Annotated in this window: 8 protein-coding genes; 4 read left to right on the forward strand and 4 right to left on the reverse strand. The window is 69.9% G+C overall.

The window, feature by feature from the left end; all coding sequences use genetic code 11:
* The first annotated feature begins 70 nt into the window (after nucleotides 1–70).
* The gene (locus OG538_RS03435) at nucleotides 71–2,266 is read left to right on the forward strand and encodes a DEAD/DEAH box helicase (protein ID WP_406089979.1); all 2,196 of its coding nucleotides are present in this window, start codon (nucleotides 71–73) and stop codon (nucleotides 2,264–2,266) included.
* On the opposite strand, the gene OG538_RS03440 is transcribed toward OG538_RS03435, so the two are convergent.
* Nucleotides 2,263–3,276 carry a multicopper oxidase domain-containing protein gene (locus OG538_RS03440; protein WP_406089981.1) on the reverse strand — a complete coding sequence of 338 codons (1,014 nt, stop codon included), beginning with the start codon at nucleotides 3,274–3,276 and terminating at the stop codon, nucleotides 2,263–2,265. The genes OG538_RS03435 and OG538_RS03440 overlap by 4 nt on opposite strands.
* A 289-nt stretch (nucleotides 3,277–3,565) precedes the next feature.
* Between OG538_RS03440 and OG538_RS03445 the strand changes: the two genes are divergently transcribed.
* Both OG538_RS03445 and OG538_RS03450 read left to right on the forward strand, forming a co-directional pair.
* A complete protein-coding gene (locus OG538_RS03445) occupies nucleotides 3,566–6,058 on the forward strand; it encodes a ThuA domain-containing protein (RefSeq protein ID WP_406089983.1) in 2,493 nt (830 codons plus the stop codon).
* Nucleotides 6,055–8,292 carry an OmpL47-type beta-barrel domain-containing protein gene (locus tag OG538_RS03450; RefSeq protein ID WP_406089985.1) on the forward strand — a complete coding sequence of 746 codons (2,238 nt, stop codon included), beginning with the start codon at nucleotides 6,055–6,057 and terminating at the stop codon, nucleotides 8,290–8,292. Before OG538_RS03445 ends, OG538_RS03450 begins: the two co-directional genes overlap by 4 nt.
* A 24-nt stretch (nucleotides 8,293–8,316) precedes the next feature.
* Here OG538_RS03450 and OG538_RS03455 read toward each other — a convergent pair whose 3' ends face one another.
* Nucleotides 8,317–9,396, reverse strand: coding sequence for an ABC transporter permease (locus OG538_RS03455; RefSeq protein WP_406089986.1), 1,080 nt, complete (start codon nucleotides 9,394–9,396; stop codon nucleotides 8,317–8,319).
* Nucleotides 9,393–10,403, reverse strand: a complete 1,011-nt coding sequence (ligD, locus tag OG538_RS03460) for a non-homologous end-joining DNA ligase (protein WP_406099973.1) — start codon at nucleotides 10,401–10,403, stop codon at nucleotides 9,393–9,395. The genes OG538_RS03455 and ligD overlap by 4 nt, the downstream gene beginning before the upstream one ends.
* 97 nt (nucleotides 10,404–10,500) lie before the next feature.
* Here ligD and OG538_RS03465 point away from each other — a divergent pair, with 97 nt between their 5' ends.
* Nucleotides 10,501–11,565, forward strand: a complete 1,065-nt coding sequence (locus tag OG538_RS03465; protein ID WP_406089988.1) for an ATP-dependent DNA ligase — start codon at nucleotides 10,501–10,503, stop codon at nucleotides 11,563–11,565.
* A gap of 14 nt (nucleotides 11,566–11,579) precedes the next feature.
* Here the strand turns inward: OG538_RS03465 and OG538_RS03470 are convergent, their stop codons facing one another.
* The gene (locus tag OG538_RS03470; RefSeq protein ID WP_406089990.1) at nucleotides 11,580–12,878 is read right to left on the reverse strand and encodes a lytic transglycosylase domain-containing protein; all 1,299 of its coding nucleotides are present in this window, start codon (nucleotides 12,876–12,878) and stop codon (nucleotides 11,580–11,582) included.
* Nucleotides 12,879–12,892: the final 14 nt, after the last annotated feature.

Genomic DNA, 12,892 nt, shown 5'->3' on the forward strand with positions numbered 1-12,892 from the left:
GACGATATGAGACGCTCCGGGCGAAAGCCGGTGGGCGCAGCGGCAGGGCAGCGGGGACAGAAGGTACGACATGACTGAGGCCTGGTCCACGGAGGGCGGGGCGCTGACCGGGCGGGCGGCGCGGGAGCTGCTGGCACGGGCCGACGGGCTGCTGGACGCCGCGCGCGGCGTCCTGGCGGATCACACCCGCGCGGTCGGTGCCGTGCGGACGGCTCTGGATCCGCTCCTCGACGCCCTCGTCCGTAAGGAGTTGTCCGCCATCCCGGTGTCCCGGCTCAAGGACGTCACCGAGGGCCGGTTGCGCCTCGGCGCGGTCGAGCAGGCCGGTTTCACAACGGTGGAGCAGGTGTACGGGGCCGGCCGTTACGAGCTCCGCCAGATTCCCGGCGTCGGTGCACAGACCGCTGACCAGACCCTTGCCGCTGCGGGCCAGATCGCGCACGCCGTCCGGGACACCGTCGCCCTGCGGATAGACGTGGACACCCCCGACGACGCGACGACCGCCCTGGTCACCGCGTTGTACCGGCTGGTCGAGGCCGGTCCGGACGTGCGACGGGCCGTGGACGGGGGCCGGCGGCTGGCCGATCGCCTGGAGCCGCTGCTGGCCGCTGCCGGGCCGGCCCGGGGACGGCTGCGGATGGTCTTCACCCGGCGGGAGGCACGGGCGCGGGTGCTGGAGGCCGTCGCCTCCCTGCGGACCGCTGTCGCCGACGCGGTGGAGCGCGAACTCCCTTTGCTCTTCGGCCAGGTCTCCGTCGACCTGCTGCGGGACCCGGAGTCCGACCTCGCGGCCTGGGTCGACTTCGAGCTGCGGTCCGCGGAGTACTACAGCCTGCTGGCCGAGATGTCCGGCACGGGCCCCGACCGGGACGCGGCCGAGGGGTTCCTGCCGTCCGGGATCGCCGACCGGATCCGCGGACTGCGCCTGGACGACGCCCGGCTGCGGGTGTCGCTGCGCGGCTACCAGTCGTTCGGCGCGCGCTTCGCGCTCGCTCAGAAGCGGGTGATCCTCGGCGACGAGATGGGGCTCGGCAAGACCGTGCAGGCCATCGCCGCGCTGGCCCATCTCGCGGCCAGGGGCGAGACCCACTTCCTGGTGGTCTGCCCGGCGAGCGTGCTGATCAACTGGACTCGGGAGGTCCGCGCCCGGTCCACGCTGCACCCCCTGCCGGTACACGGGCCGGAGCGGCAGGAGGCGTTCGCCGAGTGGCGCGAGAGCGGCGGGGTCGCGCTGACCACCTTCGACGCCCTGCACACCCTCCCCCTCGCGGGCGACAGCGAGGTGCGGCCCGGCATGCTGGTCGTCGACGAGGCGCACTACGTCAAGAATCCCGCCACCCGTCGCGCCCGCGCGGTGTCCGGGTGGTCGGCGAAGACCGAGCACGTGCTCTTCCTGACGGGCACGCCCATGGAGAACCGGGTGGAGGAGTTCCGCAGTCTGGTCCGTCATCTCCAGCCCGAACTGGCCCCGTCCGTCAGCACCACGCACGGCGTCGCCGGTTCGCACGCCTTCCGCCGGGCCGTCGCCCCCGCCTATCTGCGCCGCAACCAGCAGGACGTCCTCACCGAACTCCCCGCACTCGTGCAGGTCGACGAGTGGGAGGAGTTCAGTGAAGCCGATCGGCGGGCCTACCACGAAGCAGTGGCTGCCGGGCACTTCATGCGGATGCGCCGGGCCGCGTACGCCCACCCGGCCACGTCGGCGAAGCTGAACCGGTTGCGCGAACTCGTCGCCGAGGCCGAGGGCAACGGCCTGAAGGTCGTCGTGTTCTCCTACTTCCGCGAGGTGCTGGAGACGGTCCGGGAGGCCCTGGGGGAGGGCGTGTTCGGCCCGCTGTCCGGAAGCGTGCCGGCCGCGCGTCGCCAGGGACTGATCGACGGCTTCGCCGCGGCGGACGGCCACGCGGTGCTGCTCAGCCAGATCCAGGCGGGTGGTATCGGGCTGAACATGCAGGCCGCGTCGGTCGTCATCCTCTGCGAGCCGCAGATCAAGCCGACCATGGAGCACCAGGCCGTGGCCCGCGCGCACCGGATGGGCCAGATACGCACGGTCCAGGTGCACCGGCTCCTCGCCACGGACAGCGTCGACCAGCGGATGCTGGACATCCTGGCCCGCAAGGAGCGGTTGTTCGACGCGTACGCACGGCGCAGCGACGTCGCGGAGACGACGCCGGACGCCGTGGACGTGTCGGACGGTTCGCTGGCCCGCCGCATCGTCGAGGAGGAACAGCAACGCCTCGCCGCGGTGGCTGATACGACCGGTTAGTGGCCCTCGTGCGCCGACGTCTTCTCCGAGGTCTTCGCCTGTGGTGATGACGCCATGGTGTGTCCGTCGTGCCCCGGGACCGTCCCGTCCGTCTTGGCGACCAGCAGCATTCCGGCCATGCCCATGTCGGAATGGCTCTGTACGTGGCAGTGGTACATCCAAGCGCCCGCGCCCACGTGTTCACCCGCGATGACCTGGAAACCGAAGGAGTCCGCCGGCCCGACGATCTTCGTGTCGATGACCCGGCTCGGGTCGTCGGGCCCGGTGAGCAGGCCCGTACGGTTGTCCGCCCAGCGGTGACCGTGGATGTGGAACGTGTGGTAGTACTCGCCGTGCGTGATCATGACGACTTCGAGCCGGTCCCCCACCGTGGCCTCGAAGTCCGGGCTCTTGCCGGCGGGCTTGTTGTTGATCGTCATGTCGTTGAAGACGATCGTGATGGTCTTGTCGGGCAGGAGGTCGCCCTTGCGCCGGACGATCAGCGGTCCGTACAGCCCCTTGCGGATGCCGCCCGTGCCGTGGTCCGTGCCGACGACATGGTCGTGGTAGTGCCAGTAACCCGCGCTGCCCGGTTGCCAGGTGCCGTCCTTGCGCCTGCCCGGGGCGTGGGTGCGCCAGGTGTACGTCCGGGTCTCGCCCGGTTCGACGATGCTCCGGTTCATCCGGGTACCGTCGCTGGCGATGTCGTAGTCGACGCCGTGCGCGTGGAGACTGGCGGCCACGTCCATCGTGTTCTCGAACTCGATGTGCAGGGTGTCGCCTTCGTTGATCTCGATCAACGGCCCGGGAACCGACGCCTTGCCCTTCTCGAAGCCGTAGCCCATCGAGCCGTCCGCCAACTTCTCGGCGTACAGCTTGAGATGGCGGACCACCCCTCCCGCAGGGGCCGTCCGGGGCGGGCTCTCCGCCGAGGTGGCCTCGATCGCACCGAGGGACAACGATGTCACGCCGGTCGCCGCCGCCACCCCGCCGCCCATCAGAATCCGCCGGTTGAAGCTCCTTCGGTCCATGTCGAACTCCCCACTGTTGGACGGGTCTTGCGGAGAATGCCGAGACAACCACGGCATGAGCCATCCGGATGCGCAGACCGAGCGGGCCGACGGGCTGCCGACACGGCCGCCTCCGGAACGGGCCATACCGTAGCCCGGGGATCTTCGTTTATCCACACTAAGGACAAAGTTCGTGTCATTGCTGCCATAGCTATTGGCGAGTCGCGAAAAGAGGTCTAGCTTCATGCGCTGTTGCAGTGACCAAAGCTGTTGCAGCGACCCAAGAGAGCTGGGTGATCACATGCACCACATGCAGCGCACACCACATCACAGGTCCAGATCGCGACGCGGACTAGCGGCGGCCGTGGCGGCCGGCGCACTGACCGCATCCCTGCTCGGCGGCAATGCCGCGAGTGCCAGGCCGGATCCCGGGACGCAAGGGTCCATGGCGACAACGTTGTCCCTGCCGTCGCCACCGGGCGGCGCCAACGTCAAGGTGCTCGTCTTCCACGCCTCCGCCACCGAGGAGTCGCCGACCGTCGACGCCGGTATCGCGGCGATCGAGCGGATCGGGCTCACCGGACCGGAGGCGGGCCGGTTCAAGACGGTGGCCACCGACGACGCCTCCGTCTTCACCAACGGCAAGCAGCTCGGCAGGTACAACGCCGTCGTCTTCCTGACGGGTGGCGGCGATGTCCTCGACCCGGAGCAGGAGGCGGGCCTGGAGGCCTACATGGAGGCCGGCGGAGGCTTCCTCGGCATCCACGACGCGGCGCGCACCGAGCCGTACTCGGACTGGTTCACCGGACTGGTGGGTGCCCGTCCGGCGGCCGGCAGCCCGACCGCCGTACAGCGTGCGACGGTGGAGATCGGTGACCGGCAGCACCCGGCCACCAAGAACCTGCCGTTGGAATGGAAGCGTCCGGACAAGTGGCTGAACTGGAAGGACAACCCGTCCGGCGACGTGCACACCGTGGCACGGGTCAGGGAGATCACGTACAAGCCGGGCACCGGCGCCAACGGCTGGGACCACCCGGTGTCCTGGTGCCGCGACTACGACGGCGGCCGGTCCTTCTACACCGCCATGGGCGGCACGGTCGACAGCTTCGCCGAGGCCGACTTCCGTGACCACCTGCGGGGCGCGCTCGACTGGACGACCCGGATCTCGCAGGCCGACTGCAAGGCGACGATCACCTCCAACTACAAGGCGGAGCGGGTCACCCAGCCCAACCAGCCCGGCAAGAACGACCAGATCGGCGAACCGCACGGCCTGGTCACCGCCCCCGACGGACGGGTGCTGTACATCGGCCGCGGCGGCGCCGACAACAGCGTGCCGGTGGTCACCGACTGGGCCGACCCGAACGTCGGCAAGGGCCTGGGCCAGATCCACGTCTACGACCCCGCGACCAAGAAGGTCACCCTCGCCGGCGAGCTGACGATCTTCGGCAACAAGGGCGGCGGCGACGAACTGGTCAAGGTCGAGGAGGGTCTGCTCGGCATCGAGCTCGACCCGGACTTCGAGAAGAACGGCTGGGTGTATCTGCACTACACACCCCACGACAAGCTCGACCGCGACAAGCAGACGGCGGTCCGCCAGGTCTCCCGATTCACCCTCGACCCGGCGACGAACAAGCTGGACCTCTCCTCCGAGAAGGTGCTGCTGAAGTGGCCGGTCCAGGTCCACAGCTGCTGCCACGCCGGCGGCGGCATGGCGTGGGACTCCAAGGGCAACCTGTACATCGCGACCGGTGACAACAACTCCTCCGGCTTCAGCGACGGTTACTCGGGCAACAACCCGCAGCCGAACTACAAGGGCCTCTCGTTCGCCGACGCCCGCCGCACCGCGGGCAACACGAACAACCTCAACGGGAAGATCCTGCGGATCCACCCCGAGGACGACGGCACCTACACGCTGCCCTCGGGCAACCTCTTCACCGGCAAGGAGCCGGACGAGGGCGGCGGCAAGACCCGCGGCGAGATCTATGTGATGGGTGTACGCAACCCGGCCCGGATCTCGGTCGACAAGTCGACCGACACGCTGTACGCGGGCTGGGTCGGCCCCGACGCGGGTGCCCCGAGCACCACCTGGGGCCCGGCCAAGTACGACACGTTCGCCGCGATCACCCAGGCGGGCAACCACGGCTGGCCGTACTGCATGGGCAACAAGCAGCCCTACCGGGACCGCAATCTGCCCGATCCGAGCAAGCCGCTCGGCTGGTACGACTGCGCCCACCCGAAGAACGAGTCCCCCAACAACGACGGTCTGGTGAATCTGCCTCCGATCACCTCCAACACCATCTGGTACTCGCCGCAGGGCGGTGGCGTGGACTACCCGCGCGACGCGAACGGCATCCCGAGCTACAAGGTGGAGGACCAGAAGGAGCTCCTGCCGTGGCTCAAGGGTGGCGGCCAGGCCACGATGAACGGCCCGGTCTACCGGTACGACGCGGCGAGCACCAGCGCCGACAAGTGGCCCTCCTACTGGGACGGCAAGTGGTTCGTCGGTGACTTCTACGACGACACCCAGCCGCGGCACGCCGTGCTCACCGATCCGAAGACGGTCGGCAAGGGCGGTCTGCCCACGCACGCCGAGTCCCTCAAAAAGATCATCCCGGTGGGCGCGGACGGCATCCGCAACCTGATGGACTGGAAGTTCGCGCCGGACGGTTCGCTGTACGTCCTGGACTACGGGCGCGGCTTCTTCACCTCCGACTCCAAGTCCGCGCTGTGGCGCGTGACGTACAAGGGCGGCGCACCGACCCCCGCCGTCAAGGACCTGGCCAGGAAGGCGGCAGTGCAGTGAGACACCGATCGATCTTCTTCCGAAGGCGGTACCGGCCCGCGCGGCTGTGGCTCGCGCTCCTGGGGTCGTTCCTGATGGTCCTGGGACTGACGTCGACCGCAGCGTACGGGCGTACGGCAGCCCCGGCGGACGCGGCGGCCGACCAGGTGCTGACCTGGACGGCCGGCAACCCCATCGACCACTACCTCTCCGCGCCGAAGACGGCCGTGGCCGGCAAGGCGACCATCGTCTTCGAGAACAGTGAGGCGACCGGGAACACCTCCGGCATGCCGCACACGCTGACCTTCAGCGTGTCGGACCCGGAGTTCAACAACGACGTTCCGCTGAACCTGCTGGCCAACCCGGGCGACGACCGGGGCGGCAAGCAGACGGCGGAGGTCACGCTCTCTCCCGGCCGGTACTTCTACCACTGCACGATGCCGGGGCACGAGGCGATGCAGGGCATCCTGACCGTCACCGACGGGGGCGGAGGTGAGGACACCACCGCGCCCGAGACCTCGGCGAAGGTCGACGGAGACAAGAACGCCGACGGTGCCTACGTCGGTCAGGCCACCGTCACTCTCGCCGCCACCGACGCGGGGTCGGGCGTCGACACCGTCGAGTACGCCGCCGGTGCGGACGGCGCCTGGCAGCCGTACACCGTGCCGGTCGTCGTGAACGAGGTCGGCTTGCACGTCATCCGCTACCGCGCCACGGACAAGGCGGGCAACGCGGCCGCGGAGAAGACGGCCGAGTTCGCGGTCGCCGCTCCGCCGACGGACGATACGACGGCCCCCGAAACCTCGGCGACCGTGTCCGGGGAGAAGGACGACCAGGGGCAGTACCTGGGCATGGCGACGGTCACCGTCACCGCGTCCGACACCGGTTCGGGCGTCAACACCATCGAGTACGCGCTCGGTGCCGACGGCGCCTGGCAGGCGTACGCCGGTCCCGTGATGGTGCACGAGGTGGGGACGCACCAGGTCCGCTACCGCGCCACCGACAAGGCGGGCAACGCCGCGGCCGCGAAGGCGGTGGACTTCACCGTCATCCAGCCGCCGACGCAGGACACGACGGCGCCGCAGACGTCCGCGAAGGTCGAGGGCGACAGGAACTCCGACGGCGCCTACCTCACCAGCGCCAAGGTGACCGTCACCGCGACCGACACCGACAGCGGTGTGGACAAGGTCGAGTACTCGCTGGACGGCGGCCCGTACCTCGCGTACACGGCCACCGTCATCGTCGACCGGATCGGCTACCACACCCTCGCGCACCGGGCCACGGACAAGGCGGGCAACACCTCCGAGGCCGGGCAGGTGTCGTTCACCGTCGCGCAGAGCGGCGGCGTACCGGCGCCGAACTGCCCGGAGTTCGACGAACGGCTCACCGTCATCGTGGGCACCGTGGACACCGGGGTCCCCAACCGGATCACCGGTAACCGCTGCACCATCAACGAGCTGATCGAGGACGAGAAGGACTGGTCGTCGCACGCGCTGTTCCTCAAGCACGTCGACCAGGTCCTCGACAAGCTGCTCACCGCCGGGGTGATCGACGCCCGCGAGCACAAGAAGATCTACCGGGCGGCCAAGCAGTCCGGTATCGGCAGGCCGGGCCAGGACGAGGGGTACCGCAAGCTCTTCGACGGCACGGCGGCCTCGCTCGCCAAGTGGGAGCAGGTGGGCGGCGGACAGTTCGCGCTCAACGAGGCGGACAGCGCGATCACCAGCTCCACCACGGTGGACGGCATGGGCATGCTGTGGTTCCCGGGCCGCCAGTACGGGGACTTCTCGCTGAAGCTCCAGTGGCGGGACGACGCCCCCGGCACGGGTAACGCCAACGGCGGGGTGTTCGTGCGCTTCCCGAACGTGCACGACAATCCGGAGGAACCCCGCCCGGAGTGGGCCGCCATCAAGTTCGGCCACGAGATCCAGGTCAACGACCGGCCGGACGGCGACATGTACAAGACGGGTTCCGTCTACGGGTTCGACCGGGTGGGTCTCGCCGGCGCCGGGGTCACACCCAAGGGCACCTGGAACGACTACGAGATCCGGGTGGTGGACCAGCACTACTCGATCTACCGCAACGGTGTCCTGCTCAACGAGTTCGACAACACCGGCGGCCAGGCCTTCGAGCCGCCGAGGGGTGACGACCCGGGCACGGACGGCCGGCGGTACGCCTCCGGCTACATCGGGCTCCAGGTCCACAGCACCTCGGACGTGATCTCCTACCGGGACATCCGGATCAAGGAGCTGTAGGGGCGCTCACGGCACCGTTCGGCATCAGGTGGCCGCGGCCGCATGCTCGGGCATGCGGTCGCGGCCTCCCGGGTGCCGGTGGCGCCACACCCAGAAGACCGTGATGGAGACCAGGCACCAGACCGCGAGCACCAGGTAGGGGAAGAGCTTCTGATGGCCCTGGTAGTAGACGGCGGTGTGCTGGGCGTTGACGGAGGCGCCCGGTGGCAGCCAGCGTCCGATGTGCCCGAGCAGTGAGGGCAGCAGCGGCCAGGACACCGCTCCGCCGGAGGACGGGTTCCCCAGGAGCACCATCACGCCCCAGGTCGGGAGCATGGCCCAGCGCCCCATCAGGGTGTTGAACATGGTGAAGACCATGCCCGAGGTGAACATCGTGAACGCCAGGATCAGCCAGGACTCGGCGAAGGGCAGATCGACCGCGCCCAGCAGCCAGTCCACCACCGCGGCGATGGCGAAGGCACCCAGCAGCGAGTAGGTGATGGTGAACGCGATGCGTTCCAGGGGGGTCAGACTCCTGGCGTGCACACTCAGCTGGATGGAACCGACGAAGCCCACGATCACGGCAGCGAGCGAGATGTAGAAGAGCGCGAGTCCGCGCGGGTCACCCTTCTGGAGGGGCTTGACATCCGCGACGGCGACCGGGATGCCCAGCGTATCGCCCACCTTCACGGCGGATTCCGCGAGCAGTTGGGCGACGGCGGCGCCGGAGGCACTGGCCACGTCGAGCCCCACACCGCGGCTGCCGGAGCGCACGATCGTGAAGACCTCCTGCTCCTCCAGCGCCTGACGCGCCGCGGCCGGCGTCCTGAAGACGTGGATGACGAGGGAGGCGTCCAGGGCCTTGTCCATCGCCGCGACGAACTCCTTGCCGCGGGCCGTGTCCGGCTGGCTGATCACGGCGGTCGGAATCCGGTGGGGAGTCGGGTTGGCCATGGCGTACGTGTACGAGCCGGCGAAGAGCCCGGCGGCCGCTGCGAGGATGAACACCAGGACCGTCGCCGGGAAGTAGGGCGACTCCTTGAAAGCCGCCCACTTCTCGCCCCTGGTCAGCGGCCTGCCGTGCGCCCCGTGGTGTGCCTCGGGCTGCTGCCCGGACGTGCTCATGCCTCGTCGCCCTCGTCATGGCGGGCGCGGCTCGGCTGCACCCTTTTCGGTTCGCCCGGCATCTTCGGGTACTCCGGCGGATAGGGCAGGTCCCCCGGGCCGCCGTCGCTCTCGTGGCGGTCGGCGAGCTCCAGCAGCGAGTCGAGCCGGAAGGCCTCCTGGTCCATGTCCTCGTGCACGTCGCCCAGTTCCGCGTAGCGCACCGGCATGGTCCGGATGTCGAAGTCACGCGGTTCGGCGTCGTCGACCTCGTCCCAGCGCAGGGGGGCAGAGACCGGGGCGTGGGGGCGGGGGCGCACGGAGTAGGCGGATGCGATCGTCCGGTCCCTGGCCGTCTGGTTGTAGTCGACGAAGATCCGCTCACCACGCTCCTCCTTCCACCAGGCGGTCGTCACCCGGTCCGGCATCCGGCTCTCCAGCTCGCGCCCCACCGCGATGGCTGCCCGCCGGACCTCGGTGAACGTCCAGCGTGCCTCGATGGGTACGAAGACGTGGATGCCCCGGCCGCCGGAGGTCTTGGGCCAGCCGCGCAGTCCGTGGTCGTCCAGGACCGCACGCAGTTCATGGGCGGCCCGGACGGCGTCGGCGTAGTCGGTGCCGGGCTGTGGGTCGAGGTCGATGCGCAGCTCGTCGGGGTGGTCGGTGTCGCCGCCGCGGACGGGCCAGGGGTGGAACGTGAGTGTGCCGAGGTTGGCCGCCCAGATCACGGCAGCCACCTCGGTGGGGCACATCTCGCGGGCGGACCGGCCGCTGGGGAAGGAGATCTCGGTGGTGGGAATCCATTCGGGAAGGTTCTTCGGGGCCCGTTTCTGGTAAAAGAACTCGCCCTCGACCCCGTCCACGAACCGCTGGAGGGTGGTGGGCCGGTTACGCAGGGAACGCAGGATCCCGGGGCCCACGGCAAGGAAGTACTCGGCCACGTCCCTCTTCGTGTAGCCCTTCTCCGGGAAGTAGACCTTGTCCGGATTGGACAGCCGTACGGCCCGTCCCGCCACTTCCAGCTCCACCGCTTTGCCCGCTGCTGCCATGTCGGCCACGGTAGGCCGGGCACACATATGCCGCATATCGGAAGACTCCGGCCGCAGCACGGTCCACAATCGGGGCATGGACCTGCCGGTGATGCCGCCCGTGAAGCCGATGCTCGCGAAGTCCGTGAAACAGATCCCGCCGGGCATGCAGTACGAGGCGAAGTGGGACGGCTTCCGCGCGATCGTGCACCGGGACGGTGACGAGGTGGTGATCGGCAGCCGCACGGGAAAGCCCCTGACCCGCTACTTCCCGGAGCTGGTCACCGCGGTCCGGGAGAACCTCCCGCCGCGCTGCGTCGTCGACGGCGAGATCGTGGTGGCGTACGACGGCCGGCTGGACTTCGACCGGCTCAGCGAGCGCATCCACCCCGCAGACTCCCGGGTGCGGCTGCTCGCCGAACAGACCCCGGCGAGCCTGGTGGCCTTCGACCTCCTCGCACTGGGAGACGACTCGCTCCTGGACACCCGGCAGTCGGACAGGCGGGCAGTGCTGGAGGCCGCCCTCGCCGATGCCTCGGCCCCGGTCCATCTCGCTCCCTCGACCACCGATCCGGCCATGGCGCAGGAGTGGTTCGAACGGTACGAGGGAGCGGGCCTGGACGGGGTCGTCGCCAAGCCGCTCGATCTGCCGTACCGGCCGGACACCCGCGCGATGTACAAGATCAAGCACGAGAGGACCGCCGACTGTGTGGTGGCGGGATACCGCTTCCACAAGAGCGGTCCGGTCGTGGGTTCGCTGCTGCTCGGGCTGTACGACGAACAGGGCACGCTTCAGCACGTGGGCGTCTGTGCGGCCTTCCCCATGAAGCGTCGCGCCGAACTGGTCGCCGAGCTCGAACCCCTGGTGACGCAGGTCGCCGAGCACCCGTGGGGTTCCTGGGGGGACGCCGAGGCACATGAGGGTTCCCGGATGCCGGGCGCCCCGAGCCGCTGGTCCGGGAAGAAGGACATGTCCTGGGTGGCGCTGCGTCCGGAGCGGGTCTGTGAGGTGGCGTACGACCACATGGAGGGAGACCGGTTCCGGCACACGACCCAGTTCCGCCGGTGGCGGCCGGACCGCACCCCCACCGGCTGCACGTACGCGCAGCTGGAAGAGGTGGTGCGGTACGACCTGGCCGAGGTGCTGTCGGCGGGCGACTGACGGAGCGCCGGGGATCAGGCGGTGGCGGGCGGCGCCGAGGGCGTGGAGCAGGGATCGTCCGTGGCCGTCGGCTCGGGCGACGGCGTCTCCCCGGTTTCGGCGGTTCCCGCTGTGTTCGTCGGGTCGGGCGAGGCGGGGTCCGTCGGGCAGCCGGGCTCCCCGGGACCGGGGGGCGTGGTGGTCGGGCCGGGATCCGGGGTGGTGCCCGGGTCGGGAGTGGTGCCGGGGTCGGGAGTGGTGCCGGGGTCCGGGCCGGCGGAGCCGGTGTCGGTGGGATCGGGGGTGGTGCCCGGGTCCGTGGGACCGCCTGGGTCCGGGGACTCCGTGCCGCTCGGCGAGGGGCTCGTGCTCGGGCTCGGGCTCGCGGTGCCCGGTGTCGTCGGCCCGGTGGAGTGGCTCGGCTGCGGGCCGACTTCGATGCCCCCACCGCCATGGCCGCCGCTTCCTCCCGTACCGGGTCCGCCCACCGGGTACTCGGGCTCGCTGGGGCCGCCTGCTCCGGGACTCCTGGGCACCGTCCCCTTTCCGTCGGGCACCACATGGACGCCGTTGCGGTAGAACGCCAGCCAGGACAGCACGGTACGCAGGTAGATGTCCGAGTGGTTGTAGCTCAGGACCGCCCGGTCGAGGTCGGCGCGCACCGTCAGATCGCGGGTGCCGGCGCAGAGGTAGGCCCCGGCGGCCAGGGAGGCGTCGTAGATGTTGCTCGGGTCGCTGCGCCCGTCGCCGTTGCCGTCCCTCGCCCAGTGCGCCCAGGTCGAGGGGATGAACTGCATCGGGCCGACGGCCCGGTCGTAGGTCTTGTCCCCGTCGTACCCGCCGCCGTCCGTGTCCGGGATGTTCGCGAACCCGGCGCCGTTGAGCACCGGTCCCAGGATGGGGGAGAGCGTCGTACCGTGGGCGTCCACCCGGCCGCCGGCCGCGTGCCCGGACTCGACCTTGCCGATCGCCGCCAGGATCTGCCACGGCAGCCGGCAGCCCGGGTCACTGCGCCCCAGCGCGCTCTCCGCCCTGCGGTAGGCGGCGAGCACCGTGGACGGGATGCCCGCCTCGGACCACGACTGCACAGCGGCCTTGTTCCGCTTGACGCCGGGCTTGGGTGGCTCGGGGCTCTTCAGGGGCGGGAGTTCGGTGTGGTACGAGTCGTCGTTGGGTACCTGCGACCACTTGACCTCGTCCGTTTCCGTCTTCTGCTGCTGCGTCTTCACGTGCGCGACGAGCCCCGGTGCCTGGGACGCGGTGAGCGCTGCCATCGCGGCGACGGCGGCTGCGGTGCCGCCCATTCCGCGGCGCATGGTGCCGTTGAACCTCATGCGTGCTCTCCTCT

Origin of the sequence: Streptomyces sp. NBC_01013, from assembly GCF_045162765.1 — a bacterium.
In the GTDB taxonomy this organism is placed as follows: Bacteria; Actinomycetota; Actinomycetes; order Streptomycetales; family Streptomycetaceae; genus Streptomyces.